A 21,680-nucleotide genomic window follows, 5' to 3' on the forward strand; every position below is an offset into this window, starting at 1 on the left:
CATCCGGGGCAGGCGGCAGCCTTGCCGTCAATACCCCAGCGCGCAGCCGTCTTTGCGCGGATCGCTGGCGCCTTCCAGCACGCCCGAGGCGCTGATGCGGATCGCCTGAGCGCCGCCCAGCGGGGTGTCCGGAACCTCGACCCGATGCCCCAAATCCGCCATCTGCTGTCGCACCGCATCGCTGTAACCGCGTTCCATTTTCATTACGCTGCCGTCGGCGAAGCAGCGCGGCGCATCGATCGCGGATTGCAGGTCCATGCCGAAATCCAGCAGGTTTGAGACCAGGCGGGCGTGGCCTGTCGGCTGATATCCGCCGCCCATCACGCCGAAGGGCATGATGACTTCGCTATCCTGCTTCAGCATCGCCGGAATGATTGTGTGCATCGGGCGTTTGCCCGGGCCTAGCTCATTGGGGTGGCCCTCCGTCAGGGTGAAACCCGCACCGCGGTTCTGCAGCAGAATGCCGAATTTCTCCGATGCGATGCCGGAGCCAAACCCGTGAAAGATCGAGTAGATCAAGGAGACCGCCATGCGGTCCTTGTCGACAACCGTGATATAGACTGTGTCCTTGTGCACCGCTTCGGCAAGGGGCGAGGCGGCCGGCATCGCGCGTTTGGGGTCGATCAGCGCGGCAAGCCGCGCGGCGGTTTCCGGCGAAAGCATATGTGCGAGCCTGGAAGTGTGATCGGGATCTGCCAGAAACCGGTTCCGCGCGTCGTAGGCCAGCTTGGTTGCTTCCGCCTCGATATGCGCCCGTTGGGCGCCCCAAGGGGCCATCGCTGCAAGGTCGAAGTGCTTGAGGATGTTCAAGAGCAGAATCGCTGTGGCCCCCTGGCCGTTGGGCGGATGCTCAGCCAGATTTTTTTCCTTGTACCGGCCTTCGACCGGCTGTGTGGCGAAACAGCTTGCTGCGGCAAAATCCTCCAGCGTGTGCGCGCCGCCCAAGGCGGTCAGCGCGGATACCATGTCTTCTGCCACTTCCCCGGTATAGAAGGCCTCGCGCCCGTGCTTGGCGATGCGGCGCAGAACCTCGGCCTGGCCCGGCGCACGGAAAACATCACCGCTGCGCAGCGGCTGGCCCTCCCTAAGATAGTGCTGCCGTGCCGCGCCTTTCAGGGTTTCCGAACTGTTCTTCCAGTCAAACGCCGTACGTGGGGCCACTGGCACCCCCTCTTCCGCATAGCGGATGGCGGGCTGCACCAGAACATCCAGGCCAAGACGGCCTTCGGTTTCTGCCAGGCGGCAGAATGCCTCTATTGCGCAGGGTATGGTGACCGCATCGGGGCTTCCCAGCGGCACCGCGGCCAGCCCCCGGGCCCGGAGGGCGGCGGCACTGGCGGCGGCCGGGGCGCAGCCCGACCCGTTCAGTGCCTGAATGTCTTGCCCGGGCCGCGAATGCAGAACGAAGCAATCGCCGCCTATTCCGGTCATCTGCGGTTCGCAGAGGCCCAGAAGAATTGCCCCGGCCAGCGCTGCGTCCATGGCATTGCCGCCGCGTTTCAGCATGTCCAGCGCCACGCCGGCGGCCAGCGGATGGGAGGTGGCACACATGCCATTGGCGGCAATTACAGCCGAACGCCCGGGTAAATGGAACTCCCGCATGTCGCTTCCTCCGGTTCTTCGACGCACTGGACCTAGGGTCATGACCCTAGTGACCGGCTGCCGGAACGCAAACCAAATCCGCTGCCGTGCTGCGGGAACGGAGCGTCACGGTGACAAGCTGTGAAAGGGGGGATGTCCCCGGTGCCATGTTCTGGTGGGGGCAAGAACACATGGCACCAGGGGAAGCTCGTTTCAGCTACAGGTAAGGTGTCGCATATCTATTGGGCCGGGGTTGGCCGGGAATGCGGCGCGATTGTGGCGAAGCGTTAAAATTGGGCCTGTCCGGCTGCGCGCGCCCGGGTGTCAGGCCGGGTCAGGGCCCGGCCGAAGGGCTGGTGACCTGAATCTCGAAACAGAGCGACAGGTTATTGTTCCCTTCCGACCGCTCGTACTGGACGTTGTTTGCCAGTTCCCGGATCAGGAACCAGCCGAATCCGCCTTCCGGCAGATTCTGGACCGGGACATTGACATCGGCCGGGTTGCCTTCGGGCAACTGCCCGTTCGGGTAAGGAGCGCCAGCATCCTGGATGCTGATCCACAACCGCTCCGGCGAAAGCTCCGCCTTGATGCGAACATCCCCCGGCGCCGCATCGGGATAAGCATGCTCAACCACGTTATTCACGGCTTCGGTCAGGGCAATTTGCACCTCGTCCGCCCGGGCCGCCGGGATTCCCAGGGTCCGCAGCCGGTCCACAACGGATGCGATGCCAGAGCGGGCATCCAGATTTGTGGCCGTGAACGAGCAGGCAAAAGTTTTCACCATCAATTTCTCGCTTTGCACCGCCAGCGCCGTCGTCTTAGGAATTCGCGCTGGCCGGGGCGGTTGCTTCACTCAGCGAACTGTACAGATTAAAGATTGTGTCCATCCGGGTCAGCCGGAAGACCTTCTCTACCATCGGGGTCAGCCCGGCCAGATCCAGTTTGCGGCCGCTGCCAAGCTGCTTCATGGCGGCGACAATCGCGCCAAGCCCGCTGGAATCAATGAACTGCACTTCGGAAAGGTCCAGAATGACGCGGTCCGGGCCGCTTTCGGTTTCCGCCCGCATGTCTTCCTTGAACTGGATTGCCATGGCGGCATCAATGCGTTCGGCATTGACTTTGACGATCTGTGCATCGCCCGTCATGGTGGTCGTCAGGCTCATGTTCTTCCCCCGGGATGTAACGTCATTTGGGAGCACTCTAGACCGCAAAGCTTACTTTTCTGTAGGTATATTTTTGACGATTGGAGGAAAATTGCATGAAAGATGTTGTTATCGCCGGAGCGGCCCGGACGCCCATGGGCGGGTTCCAGGGAATGTACGACGGGGTGACGGCTTCGGAGCTGGGCGGCGCGGCCATCCGGGCGGCCCTGGAAGGCGCCGGTGCTGCCACGGTTGATGAGGTGCTGATGGGCTGCGTTCTGCCCGCGGGCCAGGGTCAGGCGCCTGCGCGCCAGGCCGGCTTTGCAGCGGGGCTAGGCGAAGAGGTGCCCGCCACAACCCTCAACAAGATGTGCGGGTCGGGCATGAAGGCGGCGATGATCGCCTTTGACCAGATCGCGCTGGGCCACGCGGACACCATGATTGCCGGCGGCATGGAGAGCATGACCAATGCCCCCTACATGCTGCCGAAAATGCGCGGCGGCGCCCGCATCGGCCACGGCCAGGTGATCGACCACATGTTCCTGGACGGGCTGGAAGACGCGTACGACAAGGGGCGCCTGATGGGCACCTTTGCCGAGGATTGCGCCGAAAAGTACCAGTTCACCCGGGAAGCCCAGGATGAATACGCGCTGAAATCCTTGTCCAACGCTTTGGCAGCGCAGGACAGCGGCGCCTTTGACGGGGAAATCGCCGCCGTGACCGTGAAAACCCGCAAGGGCGAGGTGGTGACGGACGCGGATGAGCAGCCGAAGTCGGCGCGTCCGGAAAAGATCCCGACGCTGAAGCCGGCATTCCGCAAGGACGGCACTGTGACGGCGGCCAACGCGTCGTCCATTTCGGACGGCGCCGCGGCGCTGGTCCTGGCCTCTGCCGAGGCTGCCGAGGCGAAGGGCCTCACTGTGCGGGCCCGCATTCTGGGCCATGCCAGCCACGCCCAGGCGCCGGGCTGGTTCACCACCGCACCGGTCCCGGCCGCGCAGAAACTGCTCAAGAACATTGGCTGGAGCGTCGAGGACGTCGATCTGTGGGAGGTCAATGAGGCCTTCGCGGTGGTTCCGATGGCCTTCATGCATGAAATGGGCATTTCCCGCGACAAGGTGAATGTGAACGGCGGCGCCTGCGCGCTGGGCCACCCGATCGGCGCCTCCGGCGCGCGGATCATGGTGACCCTGCTGAACGCGCTGGAAAAGCGCGGCCTCACGCGCGGTGTTGCGGCCATCTGCATTGGCGGCGGCGAAGGCACGGCGATTGCGATCGAGCGGGTCTGACCCCTTTCATCTGGCCCGAAGTATCCTCGGGGGTGAATTGACCGCGAGGTCAAGAGGGGGCAGACAGCCCCCTCTGTTACGTTGAAGGAATGCGCTTATGCGGGCTGATTATGAAACCCTTGCCAAGACCATAGCTGCTCTGACCGAAGGCGAGACGGATGAGGTGGCACTGATGGCCACTGTCGCCTGCGAGGTGCATCACGCCGACGACCGTTTCGACTGGACCGGGTTTTACCGGGTTGTTGCGCCGGAGATGCTGAAGATCGGCCCTTACCAGGGCGGGCACGGCTGCCTGCAGATCCCGTTCTCCCGCGGCGTCTGCGGTGCAGCAGCGCGCAGCGGCGAAGTGCAGCTGGTCCCGGATGTGGATGCTTTTCCCGGCCATATCGCCTGTGCGTCGTCCACGCGGTCGGAGCTGGTGCTGCCGGTCCGGAACGGCAATGGCGAGCTGATCGGGGTTTTTGACATCGACAGCGACCAGCCGGATGCCTTCTCCCAGGAAGATGCAGACCGGTTTGCGGCCATTCTGACCCAAGTGTTCGGCCGTATCTGATTCGTGACGCCAGGGGCATTGCCTCCCCCGGCGTGGCGGCCTCACCCAGAGGTCTTCGGGTAAGATGAAGAACCCGGCGCCTGCGTGCGCTGGGTTTTTTTCATGGGTAACGCACACCCATGAAAAAATGCTTGGAAATTTCACGAAGTCAGGGCATCGTGAAAATCGGGAAGATTTTTTCATGAGCGAGGAGAGGGCGGGTGAACGATCAGGTCGCGGCAACGGCAACCCTGGGGGCGGACATCCGGGCCTTGCGCAAGGCGCGCGGTCTGACGCTGTCGGATATCGCCGCGATACTGAACCGTTCGGTCGGCTGGCTGAGCCAGGTAGAACGGGACATGTCGGAACCGTCGATTTCCGACCTGCGCCAGATCGCCGAGGCGCTGGGCGTGCCGATGTCGATGCTGTTTGCGCACTCCGGGGCCCCGGCAGAGGAGCATGGGTATATCGTGCGCGCAGGCTCCCGCCGTCCGATGGGGTCGGGCGAGGAAGGGCTGATCGAAGAACTGCTGTCGCCCGACCTGACCGACGATTTCGAGATGGTGCATTCCACCTTCCGGCCCAAGTCGCGGATGCAGACGCCGGCCAACCGGCCGACGCAGGAAGTCGGCTATATGATCTCCGGCAGGCTGGACCTGCTGATCGGCGGCCGCCCTTTCACCGTCGGTCCCGGCGACAGCTTCCGGATCAGGCATGAGCCTTACCAATGGTCGAACCCTTACGACGAGCCCGCCGTGGCCGTCTGGGTGATCGCGCCGCCGGTTTACTAGGAGGGAATGATGATCAAGGGCTCCTGCCTCTGCGGCGACATCCGGTTTGAAACCGCGGCCAAGCCTGCGGGCGCCTCAATGTGCCACTGCAGCCAGTGCCGCAAGCAATCGGGCGGCCTCTGGGCCTCGGCCTATGTGCGCGACGAGGATCTCGCCATCACCGGCCCGGTGAGCTGGTTCGAGGCAACGCCGCGGGCAAAACGCGGCAGCTGCCCGCGCTGCGGTTCCTTCCTGTTCTGGAAGGGCGCGGGCGAGGATACCACCAGTTTTGCTTTGGGCGCTGTCGACGGGAACACCGGTCTCAGCGTCGAAAAGCACATCTTTACCGCCTCCAAGGGCGACTACTACGAAATCGCGGACGGCGTGCCGCAAGAGGACTGAGACTAGGGAGCGAACATGTCTGATTTTCCAACCAAGGCCCGTGTGGTCATCATCGGCGGCGGCGTCGTCGGCTGCTCGTCGCTTTATCATCTGGCCAAGAAAGGCTGGACCGATTGTGTGCTCTTGGAAAAGAACGAGCTGACCGCTGGCTCGACCTGGCACGCGGCCGGCAACGTGCCGACTTTCTCGACCTCCTGGGCGATCATGAACATGCAGCGCTATTCGACCGAGCTGTATTCGGGCCTGGCCGAAGAAGTCGATTATCCGATGAACTATCACGTCTCGGGGTCGATCCGTCTGGCGCACAGCAAAGAGCGGATGCAGGAATTTGAACGCGCTATGTCCATGGGCCGCTACCAGGGTATCCCGATGGAGATGTGGACCCCGGAAGAAACCAAGGAACACTATCCGTTCCTGGAAACCCATGACCTGACCGGGGTGCTCTATGACCCGACCGATGGTGATATCGACCCGGCACAGCTGACCCAGGCCCTTGCCAAGGGTGCGCGTGACATGGGCGCAAAGATCCTGCGCTTCACGCCGGCGACCGGTGTGACCCAGCACGAAGACGGCACCTGGACGGTGCACACTGAAAAAGGCAACATCGACTGTGACTATGTGGTGAACGCCGCCGGTTACTACGCGCAGCGCGTGGGCGAGATGTTCAAGCCCTACGGCGGCCGGACCGTGCCTGCCATGGTGATGGAGCACCAGTATCTGCTGACCGAACAGATCCCCGAGGTCGAAGCCTGGTCGAAGGAACACGGCGGCAAGCTGCCCCTGATCCGCGACGTGGACGTGTCATACTACCTGCGCCAGGAAAAGCACGGCTACAACCTCGGCCCGTACGAGCCTAACTGCAAAGGCCACTGGCTGACCGAAGACGATCCGATGCCCGAGGACTTTTCGTTCCAGCTGTGGCAGGAAGATCTGGACCGGATCGAAGACATTGTCACCGATGCCATGGAGCGGGTGCCGCTGATGGCGTCCTCCGGTGTTTCCAGCGTGATCAACGGTCCGATCCCCTATGCCCCCGATGGTCTGCCGATGATCGGCCCGATGCCGGGTGTGACAAACGCGTTTGAGGCGCACAGCTTCACCTTCGGCATTGCCCAGGGCGGCGGCGCCGGCAAGGTGCTGGCCGAATGGATCGTTGATGGCCACACCGAGTGGGACATGTGGGCCGTCGATCCGCGCCGCTACACCGACTACACCGACCAGGACTACTGCAACAAAAAGGGCATGGAAGTTTACGGCAACGAATACGCCATGCACTTCCCGCACCACGAATGGCCGGCTGCGCGCGACAAGAAGGTTAGCCAGGTGCACGCGAAGATCAAGGAACTGGGCGGTGTAATGGGCGCCTACAATGGCTGGGAACGCGCCAACTGGTTTGCGCAGCCGGGGGACGACACCTCTGAGGAAGCCACCCATACTTGGGGCCGCTCCGGCCCGTGGCAGCAGCGCATCAAGGAAGAATGCGAAGCGGTCCGCGACGGCGTCGGCGTGCTGGACCTGCCGGGTTTCTCCCGCTTCAACCTGGACGGCGAGGGCGCAGCCGAATTCCTGCGCGGTATGGTGACTGGCGGCCTGCCCAAGGTGGGCCGGATGAACCTGGTCTACTTCTCGGATGACCGCGGCCGCATTCTGACCGAGATGTCCTGCATTCGTCATGGCGAAGACCACTTCACCATGATCACCGCGGGCTCGGCCCAGTGGCACGACTTCGAGATCTTGCGCAAAGCGCTGCCCGCGGGTCTAACCCTGACCGACCGCACCACCGAATTTGCGACCATGATCGTCACAGGCCCGAAATCGCGGGAGCTGCTGGCAGGTATCTCGGACGCTGACCTGTCGCTGGGCTGGCTGACCCATCAGGAAGCTTCTGTCGCAGGCAAACCCGCCTTCCTGGCGCGAGTGTCCTTTGCGGGCGAACTGGGCTGGGAGGTTCACTGCGCCAACGCGCATCAGCCGGAGATCTACGACGCCCTGCTCGCAGGCGGCGCCAAGCCGTTCGGTATGTATGCGCTGAATTCCCTGCGCATCGAGAAGGGCTACCGCACTTGGAAGGGCGACCTCAGCACCGATTACTCGCTGCTCGAAGGCGGGCTGGAGCGGTTCGTCAAGCTGGACAAGCCGCAGGACTTCCCGGGCAAGGCCGCGATCCAGGCCGAAAAGCAGCAGGGTGTGAAGAAGTCCTTCGTCACCCTGATCGTCGACGCAGGCGACGCGGACGCGCCTTACATGTCCTGTATCTGGAAGGATGGCGAGATCGTGGGCGAAACCACTTCTGGCGACTGGGGCTACCGTGTGAATGCCTCCATCGCGCTGGGTATGGTGCGCACCGATCTGGCCGTGCCGGGCACCGAGCTGGAGGTGGAGATCTACGGCGAGAAGTGCCGCGCGGTGGTGCAGAAAGACGAGCCGCTGTGGGATCCCGCCAACGAGCGCCTGCGCGCCTGATGCGCTGCGGCGGGCCCGTCACGCTTGTTTCAGGAGGCTTCAGCGATGGCCCAGTTTATGAAAGGCGTCTGTCTGACCCGGCATGGCGGGCCGGATGCACTTGAATGGCGTGACGATATTCCTGTCCCGGTCCCTGGACCGGGGCAGGTTCTGGTCAAGGTTCTGGCGGCCGGCGTCAACAATACCGACATCAACACCCGGATCGGCTGGTACTCGTCCGATGTGACGGGCGCCACCGATGCGGTCGGCGAGAATGCCGGGGTCGAAGCCGGCGGCTGGGGCGGCGCCCTGAGCTTTCCGCGGATTCAGGGCGGCGACATTTGCGGTGTGGTGGTTCAGACCGGCCCGGACGCCGGCGCCATCCGCGCGGGGCAGCGCGTCACCAGCCAGATCAATATCCCAAGACCGGAACCGGACAACCCTGCGGCCTTTGTCGCCTTGGGGTCCGAACTTGACGGTGCCTTCGCGCAATACTGTCTCGCAGAAGCGGCAGAGCTGTTTGACGTCAGCGCATCGCCTCTGTCGGATATCGAAATCGCAGCGATGCCCTGCGCCTATGGCACTGCCTGGAATCTGCTGCACCGCGCCGGTGTATCTGCGGGCCAGCGGGTTCTGGTGACCGGCGCATCTGGCGGGGTCGGGCTGGCCGCGGTGCAGCTTGCCGCCCATCTTGGCGCCCATGTCACCGGCCAGACATCGCCCGCCAAATCGCAAGCGGTGGCTGCGATGGGGGCCATCGGCATCATAGGCCGCGAAGACATGCCTGAGCCGGGAGGCTTCGACGCCGTCATCGACGTGGTCGGCGGACTGGCCTGGCCCGCCCTGATACAGGCGCTGCGGCCCGGCGGGCACTATGCGGTCTCCGGCGCCATTGCCGGCCCGATCGTCACGGCCGACCTGCGGGAGATCTACCTGCGCGACATCACCATTCACGGCTGCACTTTCTCCCCCCGTGCGGTGTTCGCCGAACTGGTGGAGCTGATCAATTCCGGCGCGATCCGGCCTCTGGTCTCGGCAACCTATCCCCTGCAGGAGATCGCAAGAGCGCAGGCGGACTTCATGAGCAAAGCGTTCCCGGGCAAACTGGTGCTGATTCCCCCGCAGGAGGCCTCATGACAGATATTACACTCCTTGACGGCTCGATCGGGCAGGAAGTCGTCAAACGGTCCGGCGACCGGGCGACGCCGCTTTGGTCCACTGCTGTGATGGTTGACCGCCCGGAAGTTGTCGGCAGCGTTCATGCCGATTACTTTGCTGCCGGTGCCACCGTTGCCACAATGAACACCTATGCCGTGCTGCGCGACCGCTTGGTCCGCGCCGGGATCGAGGAGCATTTCGAGGAATTGCTGGCAACAGCTGCCCAACAGGCGGCCGCTGCGCGGGACGCGCATGGCGCGGGCCGCGTTGCCGCCGCGCTTGGCCCGCTGAAGGCCTCCTACCGCCCGGACATCTGCCCGCCGCATAATGACGCCAAACCCATCTATGCCGAAGTGGTTCGGCTGCTGGAACCGCAGGCAGACCTGTTCCTGATCGAAACCGTGTCCTCTGTCGAACATGCCAAAGGGGCGCTGCTCGGCTGTGAAACCACAGACAAACCGGTGTGGCTGGCCGCCTCGGTCAGGGATGATGATGGAACCCTGCTGCGGTCCGGCGAACCGCTGTCAGCCCTCGCGCCGCTGATAGCCGAGTTCCAGCCCGGCGCGGTTCTGCTCAACTGCTCGCGCCCGGAGGTCATCGGTGCGGGCCTGGAGATCGTGCAAAGCTTCGGCAAGCCCTTCGGCGCCTATGCCAACGGCTTCACCCGCATCTCGGAAGGGTTCCTGAAGGACGCCCCGACCGTGGACGCGCTGCAGCAGCGCCAGGATCTCGGACCTGCGGCCTACGCGGAATTTGCAATGGGCTGGGTCGCCCAGGGCGCCAGCATTGTCGGCGGCTGCTGTGAGGTCGGCCCGGAACATATTGCTGATCTGGCCCGCCTGCTGCGCGCGGCCGGACATCGCATCGTCTGATCAGGGGAGGGGAACAGCATGGCAGCTCCGGAAAAACTCAAATCCGCCGATCCGGCCCGGGTCTGGAATATCGACATTATCGTCACCGAAGGTTTTGTGCTGATCGAGATGTCGGCTATCCTCGAGGTGCTGCGGATTGCCAACCGGGTGCTGGCCCAGCCGCCGTTCAAATGGACGGTGCGCTCTCTGCAGGGCGGCCGTGTCGGCTGCCGGGCCGGCCTCAGCCTCGATACCGAACCTTTTGCAGTGAAGCCGGACGCGGATTTCGCCTTCTTCCTGGGTAACTCGGACCCGGATCATCCGGGCCTCAGCCTAGGGCGGGTAATCTCCAGCTACACCTGCCGAGATATCAAGGTCTATCTGCTGGCCGAGGCCGCGGCCCGCTACATCCGGGATCAGGGCGGGGCGGCCGGGCGGCTGACCACCCATTGGGAAAACTCTGCCCTGCTACGCGAGCGCATGGGGCTGAACGATTCCAGCCACGCGCTGGCGAGCGAGGACGGGCTGGTGGTCACCTGCGCCGGCATGGGGTCCACAGTCGACATCATCCTGGCGCTTGTCGGGCGGCTCACCTCCGCCGCGGCGCAGATGACCGTGGCCAACATCATGCTGCATGAACAGGTGCGCGATTTCTCCTCGCTGCAGCCCTTTGCCGGCGCCAAGCCGACAATCACCGGCGACAGCGACCTGGATCATTGCATCCGCATAATGCAGGACAACATCGAGGAACCGGTGCCGATCAGTGACATCGTTGACGAACTGTGCATTTCAACCCGCTCGCTGGAACGCAAGTTCAAGACCTTCCTGGGCACCACCCCGAACGGCTTCTACCGGGAAATGCGCCTGTCCAAGGCCAACAACCTCCTGCTCAACACCACGATGAGCGTGCGTGAAATCGGCCTCGCCTGCGGCTTCCCGAACGGTTTCTCCAGTCTGTACAAGAGCTTCTTCGGCATCACCCCCTTTGCCCTGCGCAAACGCCGGCGGCTGGGCGGGGATGGGTCTGAGAAAATTTTGAAGGCCGGAGAATAGCCCCGGGAGTCTGACGCTTTTGATGCATTTTGCGCCGCCTATCCGTGGTAATCAGGCGCAAACCCTTAGTCAGGAGCGATGACATGAGTGATCTTCCCAACAAGGCCCGCGTGGTCATTATCGGCGGAGGCGTGATCGGCTGTTCGGTGGCCTATCACCTGACCAAGCTGGGCTGGAAGGACGTGGTGCTGCTGGAGCGCAAGCAGCTGACCTCCGGCACCACCTGGCACGCCGCGGGCTTGATCGGCCAGTTGCGCGCCTCCTCAAACATGACCAAGCTCGCCCGCTATTCGGCAGAGCTTTACCTGGGGCTTGAGGAAGAAACCGGTGTGGCCACCGGCCTGCGCCAGGTCGGCTCGGTATCGGCGGCGCTAACCGAGGAGCGGCGCGAGGAGCTGTTCCGCAATGCCGCCATGGCCCGCGCCTTTGGGGTTCCGGTCGAGGAACTGTCGCCCAAGGAAGTCAAGGAACGCTACGAGCACATCAACCTGGACGGCGTGACCGGCGGTGTCTGGCTGCCGACCGACGGCCAGGCAGACCCGGCCAACATCGCGCTGGCCCTGGCCAAGGGCGCCCGCCAGCGCGGCGCGCTGGTCAAGGAGCGGATCAAGGTCACCGGCATCTCCAAGCAGGGCCGCCGCGTCACTGGCGTCGACTGGGTCAGCGATGACGGCCAGGCGCAGGGTCATATCCAAGCCGACATGGTGGTGAACTGCGCCGGCATGTGGGGCCACGAGGTCGGCCGCATGGCAGGCGTCAATGTGCCGTTGCACGCCTGCGAGCATTTCTACATCGTGACCGAAGGCATCGAAGGCCTGGGCCAGATGCCGGTGCTGCGGGTGCCGGACGAATGCGCCTACTATAAGGAAGACGCCGGTAAGATCCTCTTGGGCGCCTTTGAGCCCAACGCCAAGCCCTGGGCGATGAAGGGCATCCCCGACAGTTTCGAGTTCGATCAGCTGCCTGAGGACTTCGACCATTTCGAGCCGATCCTGGAGGCCGCTTGCAACCGGATGCCGATGCTGGCGGAGGCGGGCATTCATACCTTCTTCAACGGCCCTGAGTCCTTCACCCCCGACGACGCTTACCATCTCGGCCTGGCCCCGGAGATGGGCAACTTCTGGGTCGCCGCGGGCTTCAACTCGATCGGCATCCAGTCGGCCGGCGGCGCCGGCATGGCGCTGGCGCAGTGGATGGAAGACGGCCAGAAGCCGTTCGATCTTGGCGACGTGGACATCTCCCGCATGCAGCCCTTCCAGGGCAACAAGCATTACTTGTTCGAGCGCTCCAAAGAGACCCTGGGCCTGCTCTATGCCGACCACTTCCCCTACCGGCAGAAGGCCACCGCCCGCGGCGTGCGCCGCACTCCGTTCCACCATCACCTGAAGGAACAGGGTGCGGTATTTGGCGAAATCGGCGGCTGGGAGCGTGCCAACTGGTTTGCAAACGAAGGCCAGGAGCGCGAGTACCAGTACAGCTGGAAGCGCCAGAACTGGTTTGAAAACTCCGCTGCCGAACACCGCGCCGTGCGCGAGAACGTCGGCATGTACGACATGTCCTCCTTCGGCAAGATCCGCGTCGAAGGCCCGGATGCTGAAAGCTTCCTGAACTACATCTGCGGCGCCAATGTTTCGGTGCCCGCAGGTAAGATCGTCTACACTCAGTTCCTCAACCCCCGCGGCGGCATCGAGGCGGATGTGACCGTCACCCGCCTGTCGGAGACCGCCTATCTGGTGGTGACCCCGGCAGTGACCAGGCTGGCAGACCAGACCTGGATGATGCGACACCTGGGCGACCGCCGCGTGGTGATCACCGATGTGACCGCAGGCGAGGGCGTGCTGGCGGTGATGGGGCCGAACGCGCGCAAACTGCTGCAGAAGGTGTCGCCCAACGACTTCTCCAACGGCGCCAACCCGTTCGGCACCGCGCAGGAGATCGAACTGGGCATGGGCCTCGCCCGCGTCCACCGCGTGACTTACGTCGGCGAGCTGGGCTGGGAAATCTATGTCGGCGCCGACATGGCGGGCCATGCGTTTGAAACCCTCTGGGAGGCGGGGCAGGATATGGGGCTCAAGCTCTGCGGCATGCACATGATGGACAGCTGCCGGATCGAGAAAGGTTTCCGCCACTTCGGCCACGACATCACCTGTGAGGACAACGTGATCGACGCGGGCCTCGGCTTTGCGGTTGCCACCGGCAAGGACGATTTCATCGGCAAATCCGCGGTGCTGGACCGCAAAGAGAGCGGCCCCCAGTCCCGCATGCTGCAATTCAAGCTGACCGATCCCGAGCCGCTGCTGTTCCACAACGAGCCGATCCTGCGCGACGGTGAATATGTGGGCTACCTCAGCTCCGGCAATTACGGCCATACACTGGGGGCCGCCATCGGCATGGGCTATGTGCCCTGCGAGGGGGAAAGCGCTGCCGATGTGCTGGGCTCGGCCTACGAAATCGACGTCTGCGGCGTGAAGGTGAGGGCCGAGGCATCGCTGAAGCCGATGTATGATCCGAAATCGGAACGGGTGAAGGCTTAACCGCCTCTCCAGCGCCTTCACCTGCCGTACCGCGCCCCGGCCGCAGTGCCGGGGCGTTTTCTTTTGCGCCTCCAGGACAGCCTTGGGTTCTAAGGCAACGTTTGCCCCGCTTTGGCGGCCAAGCCGCTCGCGGCCTCTTGACCCCGCTGTAAATCCCTTGGAGAAATCCATAAAAAGCCTTGTATGGCAGGGGTAAACAGGTAGGTTGCTTGTCCCGGCCACTGACAGGGGCCTGACGAAGAGGATTTGGGACATGAAGATCAGCATCGAACGCGGCACGCTTCTCAAGGCCGTGGCCCAGGCGCAGTCTGTGGTCGAGCGCCGCAACACCATTCCGATCCTGGCGAATGTGCTGATCGAAGCCGAGGGCGACAGCGTCCAGTTCCGCGCCACCGACCTGGACATCGAAGTGGTGGACAAGGCTCCCGCCCAGGTGGAGCGCGCTGGCGCCACCACTGTGGCCGCCACCACCCTGCATGAGATCGTCCGCAAGCTGCCCGACGGCGCGCTGGTCACCCTGACCGCCGATGCGGCAACCGGCCGCCTGACCGTTGAGGCAGGGCGCTCCAACTTCTCGCTTGCGACCCTGCCGCGGGAGGATTTCCCGGTAATGGCCTCGTCGGAATACCACTCCAACTTCGCCGCCAAGGCCGCCGTGCTGCGCCGCCTGTTCGACAAATCGAAATTTGCGATCTCCACCGAGGAAACCCGCTATTACCTGAACGGTGTCTACCTGCACGTTTCCAACGGCGCCGAAGGCGGCAAGGCCCTTCGCGCCGTGGCCACCGACGGCCACCGCCTGGCCCGCATCGACGCCGAACTGCCGCTGGGCGCCGAGGACATGCCCGGCGTGATCGTGCCGCGCAAGACCGTGGGCGAGCTGCGCAAGCTGCTGGATGACGACGACATGGACATCGCGGTGTCGGTCTCGGAAACCAAGGTGCGTTTCGCCACACCGAATATCACCCTGACCTCCAAGGTGATTGACGGCACCTTCCCCGACTACACCCGCGTGATCCCGGCCGGCAATACCCGCCGGCTCGAGGTCGACGCGGCCGAGTTCGCACAGGCCGTGGACCGGGTTGCCACCGTTTCCTCCGAGCGGTCCCGCGCAGTGAAGCTGCAGCTGGAGGAGGACCGCCTGATCCTGTCGGTGAATGCGCCGGACAGCGGCGCCGCCGAGGAAGAGCTGGCGGTGGCCTACAATGACGAACGGCTGGAAATAGGCTTCAACGCCAAATACCTGCTGGAGATCGCCAACCAGGTGGACCGCGAAAACGCCGTGTTCATGTTCAACTCCTCCGGCGATCCGACCCTGATGCGCGAAGGCAACGACGAAAGTGCCGTCTACGTCGTGATGCCGATGCGGGTTTGATCGCCTGACGGCGATGCCTGCGGCGCGAGTATTTTTGCAAAGAAGAAATAGGGCGCGCGCTTCATGCTGGCTCTGACCGCATTGACCCTTTCGCATTTCCGCTCGCATTTGCGGGCGGAATTGCGTTTGGATGGGCGTCCGGTGGCTATTCATGGCAACAACGGCGCGGGCAAGACCAATATCCTGGAAGCGGTGTCGCTGTTCTCCCCTGGCCGGGGCCTTCGCCGCGCCAGCGCCGCCGACATGGCACGCCAGCCGGAGGCACTGGGCTGGAAGCTGAGGGGCGAGCTGCGTGCGCCCTCGCAGACCTATGAGATCGAAACCTGGTCCGAGGGCGGCAATGCCCGGCAGGTCAGGATCGACAGCAAATCCGCCAGCCAGGTGGCACTGGGGCAGGTGGCCCGGGTGGTCTGGCTGATCCCGGCGATGGACCGGCTGTGGATCGAGGGGGCCGAAGGGCGGCGGCGGTTTCTGGACCGCATCGCGCTCAGCTTCGAGCCGTCTCATGCCGAGGCTTCGCTGGCCTACGAGAAGGCGATGCGCGAGCGCAACCGGCTGCTGAAGGAGCAGGTTCGGGACGCCGCCTGGTACCGGGTGCTGGAGGACCGCATGGCGTCGGCAGGGCATCGGATACACGCGGCGCGGGGGCAGGCGGTGGAGCTGTTGCAGCTGGCGCAGGCCGAGGCGGAAACAGCATTCCCCGCTGCGGAGCTTGAACTGATCCAGTCGGAAGGCAGCATGCCGTCTACGGAGGATGATTTCAAAGCGGCGCTGGGGGAAAGCCGGTTCCGGGACCTGGCGGCAGGCCGTTCCCTTGTCGGGCCGCACCGCAGCGACCTGATTGGCACCTACCGGGCCAAAGGTATTCCGGCCAGGGATTGCTCCACCGGCGAGCAGAAGGCGCTGCTGGTGTCTCTGATCCTGGCCAACGCGCGGGCGCTGGCGCAACGGGAAGGCGCGCCGCCGATCCTGCTGCTGGACGAGGTGGCTGCGCATCTGGATGCGGCCCGCCGCGCCGCGCTGTATGACGAGATCTGCGCCCTTGGCACCCAGGCCTGGATGACCGGCACCGGGCCGGAGCTGTTTGCAGAACTGGGGGGGCGCGCTCAGGTGCTGGAGGTCTCGGACAGCGGCGGCACGTCGGAGGTTTTGCAAAAATGACTGTCTCTGCCTGGGATCTGACCCTCTACGCGGGGGCCCTGCTGATCCTGTTTCTGACCCCCGGTCCGGTCTGGCTGGCCTTGATGGCACGCTCTCTCTCGGGCGGGTTTCAGGCGGCCTGGCCGCTGGCGGTCGGGGTGGCCTGTGGCGATATCCTGTGGCCGCTGATCGCGGTGGCGGGGATGTCCTGGGTGGTGTCCGAGTTCACCGGCATCATGACCGTGCTGCGCTGGGTGGCCTGCCTGGTGTTCCTCGGCATGGGCTATCTGCTGATCCGCCATGCCGGCGACGCGGTGGAGGAAAACCGGGCCCTGACCCGCCCCGGTGTCTGGGCCGGCTTCATGGCAGGGATTGCTGCAATCCTGGGCAATCCCAAGGCGATCCTGTTCTACATGGGGGTTCTGCCGGGGTTCTTTGACCTGTCCGGCACCTCCTGGCCGGACGTAGCTGCGATCGTGACGCTGTCCTTCGTGATCCCGCTGGTCGGCAACCTGGCACTGGTCGGCATGATGCACCGGGTGCGCCGCGCGGTGACCTCCACGCGGATCCGGCGGCGCATCAACTTGGTGTCGGGCGCTCTGCTGATCTGCGTCGGGCTGGTGATCCCGTTCACCTGAGCGCTGCCCTCAGGCAGGCGGCAGCAGCCAGGCCCGCAGATAGGGCTCGAGCGCATCGGCGGGTGACGCGTCGTTTTCGTGTTCGGCGCAGAACCACACCCCCAGCACGTGATTCAGAAACCCCTGGATGCCCTCTGCCAGTAGTTCTGGTGGCTGGTCTTTACGGACCTTTCCCGCTGCCTGCAGCGTCTGCAGCCAGCCTGTCAGCATAGCGACCTGCCGGATAAAGCTTGCCGCCACCACCTCATCCGGTTCCGCGGCCGTGGTGCCTGAGTAACGAAGCAGGAGGTCGAAGATCACCCGGTCCTGCGCGACGTAATCGAGATGCGGCGCCAGCCGCGCGTTCAGGGCGGCAACGTCCGGGGGAGTGCCACCGGCTTCCATGCCGTCAAGCAGGCGCGTGACTTCCTCGCCGATCAGGACCGCCAGCAGCCCGTCCTTGTCCTTGAAATGGGAAAACAGCGTGCCCTTGGCCACGCCCGCCCGGGCAACCACGTCTTCGACCCGCAATCCGCTGTAGCCGTGCTCCTGCACGATGGCCGCCGCCACCTGCAGCAGCTTTGACCGCGTTTCCAGCCGCCGCTTCTGGGGTGCGCGTGTCATGCCTTCACCTCACAGTTTCGTTATTGACCGCGGTCATTTTTATAATTGACCGCGGTCATTTTGTGCTCAATAAGTGACCGCGGTCAACTTAACTCGCGGAGCCTGAAATGTCTGCACGGAAAATTCTGATTCTGAACGGCCATCCCGGCCAAACCTCCCTGTCGAAGTCCCTTTGCGCGGCGTACCAGTCTGCCGCAGAGGGAAACGGCCACCTCGTGCGGTTCCATGATATCTCGCAGATGCAGTTTGACATGGACTACGGACAGGGCGGCTATCACGAGCCGAAGCCCCTGGAGCCGGATCTGGCTGCCTTCCTCGGGGATCTGGAATGGGCCGAGCATGTGGTCATGGCGGCGCCGCTGTGGTGGGGGGCGATTCCCGCCAAGCTCAAGGGCGTGTTTGACCGGGCCTTGCTGCCGGGGCGTGCCTTTGACACCCGCAATGCGAACTTCCTCGGTCTGCCCGCTCCGATGCTGACCGGCAAGACCGCACGGGTGCTGCTGACGTCGGACACCCCGGCGCTGCTTCTGCGGCTGTTCTACGGCAATGCCGTGAAGAAATTCATCAGCCGCCAGATCCTGGGTTTCGTGGGCATCAAGCCCACGCGCTTCACCACATTTGCCCCGGCCACGGATGCGCCGGAATCCAAGGTCGAAACCTGGCTGGCGGCGGCTGGCGGGCTGGGGGCGAAAGCGGCCTGATTCTGCCAAGAAAAAAGGGGGCTTGCGCGTGACAATCCCGGCCAGACTTCGTATAAAATCCCGAAGCTAAGACAGGAAGATGTGAATGTCCGGAAACGAGCAGGCCCCCGCAGAATATGGCGCGGATTCCATCAAGGTTCTCAAAGGGTTGGAGGCGGTCCGCAAGCGCCCCGGCATGTACATCGGGGACACGGATGACGGCTCGGGCCTGCATCACATGGTCTATGAGGTCGTGGACAACGGCATCGACGAGGCGCTGGCAGGCCACGCCGACCACGTAACCGTCAAAATCCACGCCGATTCCAGCGTTTCCGTCAGCGACAACGGCCGCGGCATTCCGGTGGACATTCACGCCGAGGAAGGCGTGTCCGCGGCCGAGGTCATCATGACCCAGCTGCACGCCGGCGGTAAGTTCGATTCCAACTCCTACAAGGTTTCCGGCGGCCTGCACGGCGTGGGCGTGTCGGTTGTGAACGCGCTGTCCGACTGGCTGGAACTGCGCATCTGGCGCAACGGCAAGGAGCACGTGGCCCGCTTCGAGCGTGGCGATACGGTCAAGCATCTGGAAGTGGTCGGCGAGTGCGGCGACCAGACCGGCACCGAGGTCCGGTTCATGGCGTCGACCGATACATTCTCGAACCTGGAATATTCCTTCGAGACGCTGGAAAAACGCCTGCGTGAGCTGGCCTTCCTGAACTCCGGCGTGCGGATCATTCTGGAGGATGAGCGCCCGGCAGAGAAACTCTCGGCTGAGCTCTTCTACGAGGGCGGCGTCAAGGAATTCGTCAAATACCTCGACCGGCACAAGACCCCGGTGATGGAGGCTCCGGTTTACATCGTTGGAGAGAAGGACGACATCGGCGTCGAGATCGCCATGTGGTGGAACGATAGCTACCACGAGACGGTTCTGCCCTTCACCAACAACATTCCCCAGCGCGACGGCGGCACCCATGTGGCGGGCTTCCGCGGCGCGCTGACCCGGACCATCAACAACTACGCCCAGTCCTCCGGCATCGCCAAGAAGGAGAAGGTCTCCTTCACCGGCGACGACGCCCGCGAAGGGCTGACCTGCGTGCTGTCGGTGAAGGTGCCGGACCCTAAATTCTCCAGTCAGACCAAGGACAAGCTGGTCTCCTCCGAGGTGCGCCCGGTGGTGGAGAGCCTGATGGGCGAGAAGCTGGCCGAATGGTTCGAGGAAAACCCCAACGAGGCCAAGCAGATCGTTGGCAAGATCGTCGAGGCCGCGCTGGCCCGGGAGGCCGCCCGCAAAGCGCGCGAGCTGACCCGCCGCAAGACCGCGATGGACGTGAACTACCTGGCGGGCAAGCTCAAGGACTGTTCCGAGAAGGATCCTTCCAAAACCGAAGTCTTCCTGGTCGAGGGTGACTCGGCCGGCGGCTCCGCCCAGACCGGCCGGGACCGGATGACCCAGGCGATCCTGCCCCTGCGCGGCAAGATCCTGAACGTGGAACGGGCGCGGTTCGACCGGATGCTGTCCTCCCAGGAGATCGGCAATCTGGTGATGGCGCTCGGCACCGGCATCGGCCGGGATGAGTTCAACATTGAAAAGCTGCGCTATCACAAGATCGTCATCATGACCGACGCCGACGTTGACGGCGCCCACATCCGCACTCTGCTGCTGACCTTCTTCTACCGGCAGATGCCGGAGCTGATCGAGGGCGGCTACCTTTATATCGCGCAGCCGCCGCTTTATAAGGTCGCGCGCGGCAAGTCCGAGGTCTACCTCAAGGACCAGGCGGCGCTGGACGACTACCTGATCAACCAGGGCGTCGACGGCGCGGTGCTGAAGCTGGGCGACGGGTCTGAAATGGCCGCCGCCGACCTCACCCGCGTGGTGGAAGAGGCGCGCCAGCTCAAGCGGGTTCTGGATGCCTTCCCGACCCACTACCCGCGCCACATCCTGGAGCAGGCAGCCGTGGCTGGCGCCTTTGTGCCCGGCGCGGTGGACTCCGACCTGCAGGGCGTTGCCGATCAGGTTGCCGCCCGCCTGGATGCCATCGCGCTGGAGTATGAGCGCGGCTGGCAGGGCCGGATCACCCAGGACCACGGCATCCGCCTGGCCCGTATCCTGCGCGGGGTTGAGGAAGTCCGCACCCTGGACGGCCCGATGCTGCGCTCCGGCGAGGCCCGCAAAACCGGCAGCTTCACCCAGAGCCTGCAGGAAGTCTACGGCACCACCGCCCAGCTGGTCCGCCGCGACCGCAACCAGATGATCCACGGGCCGCTGGGGCTGCTCAAGGCGATCCTGGAAGAGGGCGAAAAGGGGCTGACCCTGCAGCGCTACAAAGGCCTGGGTGAAATGAACCCGGACCAGCTGTGGGAAACCACCCTGGACCCGGATGCCCGCACCCTGCTGCAGGTCCGCATCGACGACATGGTGGAAGCGGATGACCTGTTCACCAAGCTGATGGGTGATGTTGTGGAGCCCCGCCGCGAGTTCATCCAGAAAAACGCTCTCAGCGTCGAGAACCTGGACTTCTGAGGCAAGGCGGGAAAGCGCTTTGAGGCATTTCCCGTGCAAGCTTCAGTGCAGTTGCGGCTGCTCGGGGCAAACAGTCTCAGGGGCTGTTTGCCTTTTCCCCTGAACCGCGTGTCCGGCGTCTTGGCCCGTCATGCCCTCATACGGTCCGGACCCGCGGAAACCTGATGGATTGCACGTTTGTCGACAACCCGGCAGGCGCTGCTATACTGGTTTTCCGAAACCTATTTTTCAGTCAGATCCCTGGTGCAACCCGACAGATGCCGTTAGCCAACCTGAAACCAATTGAAACCCGCACTCTGCGCGAACAGGCGGTGAACCGGCTGAAAACCCAGATTGTCACCGGGCAGCTGGGGAAAGGCGAACGGCTGACCGAAACCGGGCTGGCCAAGGCGCTGGGGATCAGCCGCGGTCCTCTGCGCGAGGCGATACGGGATCTTGTGGAGATGGGGTTGCTTGTCAGCAAACCCTATACCGGCATCTTTGTGCGCGGCGTCACCAAACGAGACATCGAGGAGCTCTACTCCTTGCGCCTGGCGCTGGAGCAATTCGCATTCCAGGAATGCTGGGGCAAACGCTCGGAAGTCAATATGGCCGACCTGCGCGCCCGCCACACCCGGCTGACCCGTGTGATCGACGACGGCTGCTCCCCGCAGGAAGCGATCGAGCGCGAGCTGGAGCTGCACAGCTGGTGCTACGAGGTTTCGGATCATTCCCTGCTGCAGAAAAGCTGGAACCAGCTCCGGCCCAATCTGAGCTTCTATTTCACGATCCACCAGCAGGCGCATGAGCGCGCCGGTCCGCAGCGTGATGCCCATGATCTCTATGTGTCGCTGGCCTGCGGCGGCAGCCTGGACGCGATGCTGGATCATCTGACCCAGCACATGCGACAGGGCATGAAGCAAGCGCTTGCCGCATTGCCGGACGAATAGGCGCTGTGCTCCGGCGGTGCCCCGTCACGCCGCGGCG

General features: G+C 63.9%; 19 protein-coding genes. 15 read left to right on the forward strand and 4 right to left on the reverse strand.

Annotated elements, in window-relative coordinates; genetic code table 11:
- Positions 1–27: 27 nt before the first annotated feature.
- From KUV26_RS19535 to KUV26_RS19545, 3 genes are all read right to left on the reverse strand, one after another.
- Positions 28–1,602 carry a gamma-glutamyltransferase family protein gene (locus KUV26_RS19535; protein ID WP_222509643.1) on the reverse strand — a complete coding sequence of 525 codons (1,575 nt, stop codon included), beginning with the start codon at positions 1,600–1,602 and terminating at the stop codon, positions 28–30.
- Positions 1,603–1,915: 313 nt separating this feature from the next.
- Positions 1,916–2,365 (reverse strand): ATP-binding protein, encoded by a 450-nt coding sequence (locus tag KUV26_RS19540; RefSeq protein ID WP_222503872.1) that lies wholly within the window; start codon positions 2,363–2,365, stop codon positions 1,916–1,918.
- 34 nt (positions 2,366–2,399) lie between these two features.
- Positions 2,400–2,744 (reverse strand): STAS domain-containing protein, encoded by a 345-nt coding sequence (locus tag KUV26_RS19545; protein WP_222503816.1) that lies wholly within the window; start codon positions 2,742–2,744, stop codon positions 2,400–2,402.
- Positions 2,745–2,839: 95 nt separating this feature from the next.
- On the opposite strand from KUV26_RS19545, the gene KUV26_RS19550 reads away from it, so the two are divergent.
- The 12 genes from KUV26_RS19550 (at position 2,840) to KUV26_RS19605 (ending at position 16,907) form a co-directional block, all read left to right on the forward strand.
- The gene (locus KUV26_RS19550; RefSeq protein WP_222503817.1) at positions 2,840–4,012 is read left to right on the forward strand and encodes a thiolase family protein; all 1,173 of its coding nucleotides are present in this window, start codon (positions 2,840–2,842) and stop codon (positions 4,010–4,012) included.
- Positions 4,013–4,109: 97 nt separating this feature from the next.
- The gene (locus KUV26_RS19555; protein WP_222503818.1) at positions 4,110–4,565 is read left to right on the forward strand and encodes a GAF domain-containing protein; all 456 of its coding nucleotides are present in this window, start codon (positions 4,110–4,112) and stop codon (positions 4,563–4,565) included.
- Between the two features lie 200 nt (positions 4,566–4,765).
- Complete coding sequence (locus KUV26_RS19560) at positions 4,766–5,335, forward strand: helix-turn-helix domain-containing protein (RefSeq protein WP_222503819.1); 570 nt, start codon at positions 4,766–4,768, stop codon at positions 5,333–5,335.
- Positions 5,336–5,344: 9 nt separating this feature from the next.
- Positions 5,345–5,716 (forward strand): GFA family protein, encoded by a 372-nt coding sequence (locus KUV26_RS19565; RefSeq protein WP_222503820.1) that lies wholly within the window; start codon positions 5,345–5,347, stop codon positions 5,714–5,716.
- Positions 5,717–5,731: 15 nt separating this feature from the next.
- Positions 5,732–8,179 carry an FAD-dependent oxidoreductase gene (locus KUV26_RS19570; protein WP_222509644.1) on the forward strand — a complete coding sequence of 816 codons (2,448 nt, stop codon included), beginning with the start codon at positions 5,732–5,734 and terminating at the stop codon, positions 8,177–8,179.
- A 45-nt stretch (positions 8,180–8,224) separates the two neighbouring features.
- On the forward strand, positions 8,225–9,295 hold the full coding sequence (locus KUV26_RS19575) for an alcohol dehydrogenase family protein (RefSeq protein ID WP_222503822.1): 1,071 nt from the start codon (positions 8,225–8,227) through the stop codon (positions 9,293–9,295).
- Positions 9,292–10,188 (forward strand): homocysteine S-methyltransferase family protein, encoded by an 897-nt coding sequence (locus KUV26_RS19580; RefSeq protein WP_222509645.1) that lies wholly within the window; start codon positions 9,292–9,294, stop codon positions 10,186–10,188. Before KUV26_RS19575 ends, KUV26_RS19580 begins: the two co-directional genes overlap by 4 nt.
- 18 nt (positions 10,189–10,206) lie before the next feature.
- Complete coding sequence (locus tag KUV26_RS19585) at positions 10,207–11,220, forward strand: GlxA family transcriptional regulator (RefSeq protein ID WP_222503824.1); 1,014 nt, start codon at positions 10,207–10,209, stop codon at positions 11,218–11,220.
- Between the two features lie 83 nt (positions 11,221–11,303).
- On the forward strand, positions 11,304–13,754 hold the full coding sequence (locus KUV26_RS19590) for an FAD-dependent oxidoreductase (protein WP_222509646.1): 2,451 nt from the start codon (positions 11,304–11,306) through the stop codon (positions 13,752–13,754).
- A gap of 253 nt (positions 13,755–14,007) precedes the next feature.
- Positions 14,008–15,129, forward strand: coding sequence for a DNA polymerase III subunit beta (gene dnaN / locus KUV26_RS19595; RefSeq protein ID WP_222509647.1), 1,122 nt, complete (start codon positions 14,008–14,010; stop codon positions 15,127–15,129).
- A gap of 63 nt (positions 15,130–15,192) precedes the next feature.
- The gene (gene recF / locus KUV26_RS19600; protein WP_222509648.1) at positions 15,193–16,290 is read left to right on the forward strand and encodes a DNA replication/repair protein RecF; all 1,098 of its coding nucleotides are present in this window, start codon (positions 15,193–15,195) and stop codon (positions 16,288–16,290) included.
- Positions 16,287–16,907, forward strand: a complete 621-nt coding sequence (locus tag KUV26_RS19605) for a LysE family translocator (RefSeq protein WP_222509649.1) — start codon at positions 16,287–16,289, stop codon at positions 16,905–16,907. The genes recF and KUV26_RS19605 overlap by 4 nt, the downstream gene beginning before the upstream one ends.
- 9 nt (positions 16,908–16,916) lie before the next feature.
- Here the strand turns inward: KUV26_RS19605 and KUV26_RS19610 are convergent, their stop codons facing one another.
- Entirely contained in the window at positions 16,917–17,510 is a 594-nt protein-coding gene (locus tag KUV26_RS19610; protein WP_222509650.1) for a TetR/AcrR family transcriptional regulator, read from the reverse strand.
- A 107-nt stretch (positions 17,511–17,617) separates the two neighbouring features.
- On the opposite strand from KUV26_RS19610, the gene KUV26_RS19615 reads away from it, so the two are divergent.
- The 3 genes from KUV26_RS19615 (at position 17,618) to KUV26_RS19625 (ending at position 21,643) form a co-directional block, all read left to right on the forward strand.
- Positions 17,618–18,211 carry an NAD(P)H-dependent oxidoreductase gene (locus tag KUV26_RS19615; protein ID WP_222503830.1) on the forward strand — a complete coding sequence of 198 codons (594 nt, stop codon included), beginning with the start codon at positions 17,618–17,620 and terminating at the stop codon, positions 18,209–18,211.
- A gap of 85 nt (positions 18,212–18,296) precedes the next feature.
- On the forward strand, positions 18,297–20,714 hold the full coding sequence (gyrB, locus tag KUV26_RS19620) for a DNA topoisomerase (ATP-hydrolyzing) subunit B (RefSeq protein ID WP_222503831.1): 2,418 nt from the start codon (positions 18,297–18,299) through the stop codon (positions 20,712–20,714).
- Positions 20,715–20,971: 257 nt separating this feature from the next.
- Positions 20,972–21,643, forward strand: coding sequence for a GntR family transcriptional regulator (locus tag KUV26_RS19625; protein ID WP_222503832.1), 672 nt, complete (start codon positions 20,972–20,974; stop codon positions 21,641–21,643).
- Positions 21,644–21,680: the final 37 nt, after the last annotated feature.

Origin of the sequence: Leisingera daeponensis (assembly GCF_019801465.1) — a bacterium.
Lineage (GTDB): Bacteria > Pseudomonadota > Alphaproteobacteria > Rhodobacterales > Rhodobacteraceae > Leisingera > Leisingera daeponensis_A.

Excerpts from the sequence above, each read along its gene's own strand:
- KUV26_RS19535 (WP_222509643.1), bottom strand. The coding sequence starts at position 1,602 with ATGCGGGAGTTCCATTTACCCGGGCGTTCGGCTGTAATTGCCGCCAAT.
- KUV26_RS19540 (WP_222503872.1), bottom strand. The coding sequence starts at position 2,365 with ATGGTGAAAACTTTTGCCTGCTCGTTCACGGCCACAAATCTGGATGCC.
- KUV26_RS19545 (WP_222503816.1), bottom strand. The coding sequence starts at position 2,744 with ATGAGCCTGACGACCACCATGACGGGCGATGCACAGATCGTCAAAGTC.
- KUV26_RS19550 (WP_222503817.1), top strand. The coding sequence starts at position 2,840 with ATGAAAGATGTTGTTATCGCCGGAGCGGCCCGGACGCCCATGGGCGGG.
- KUV26_RS19555 (WP_222503818.1), top strand. The coding sequence starts at position 4,110 with ATGCGGGCTGATTATGAAACCCTTGCCAAGACCATAGCTGCTCTGACC.
- KUV26_RS19565 (WP_222503820.1), top strand. The coding sequence starts at position 5,345 with ATGATCAAGGGCTCCTGCCTCTGCGGCGACATCCGGTTTGAAACCGCG.
- KUV26_RS19570 (WP_222509644.1), top strand. The coding sequence starts at position 5,732 with ATGTCTGATTTTCCAACCAAGGCCCGTGTGGTCATCATCGGCGGCGGC.
- KUV26_RS19575 (WP_222503822.1), top strand. The coding sequence starts at position 8,225 with ATGGCCCAGTTTATGAAAGGCGTCTGTCTGACCCGGCATGGCGGGCCG.
- KUV26_RS19580 (WP_222509645.1), top strand. The coding sequence starts at position 9,292 with ATGACAGATATTACACTCCTTGACGGCTCGATCGGGCAGGAAGTCGTC.
- KUV26_RS19585 (WP_222503824.1), top strand. The coding sequence starts at position 10,207 with ATGGCAGCTCCGGAAAAACTCAAATCCGCCGATCCGGCCCGGGTCTGG.
- KUV26_RS19590 (WP_222509646.1), top strand. The coding sequence starts at position 11,304 with ATGAGTGATCTTCCCAACAAGGCCCGCGTGGTCATTATCGGCGGAGGC.
- dnaN (WP_222509647.1), top strand. The coding sequence starts at position 14,008 with ATGAAGATCAGCATCGAACGCGGCACGCTTCTCAAGGCCGTGGCCCAG.
- recF (WP_222509648.1), top strand. The coding sequence starts at position 15,193 with ATGCTGGCTCTGACCGCATTGACCCTTTCGCATTTCCGCTCGCATTTG.
- KUV26_RS19605 (WP_222509649.1), top strand. The coding sequence starts at position 16,287 with ATGACTGTCTCTGCCTGGGATCTGACCCTCTACGCGGGGGCCCTGCTG.
- KUV26_RS19610 (WP_222509650.1), bottom strand. The coding sequence starts at position 17,510 with ATGACACGCGCACCCCAGAAGCGGCGGCTGGAAACGCGGTCAAAGCTG.
- KUV26_RS19615 (WP_222503830.1), top strand. The coding sequence starts at position 17,618 with ATGTCTGCACGGAAAATTCTGATTCTGAACGGCCATCCCGGCCAAACC.
- gyrB (WP_222503831.1), top strand. The coding sequence starts at position 18,297 with ATGTCCGGAAACGAGCAGGCCCCCGCAGAATATGGCGCGGATTCCATC.
- KUV26_RS19625 (WP_222503832.1), top strand. The coding sequence starts at position 20,972 with ATGCCGTTAGCCAACCTGAAACCAATTGAAACCCGCACTCTGCGCGAA.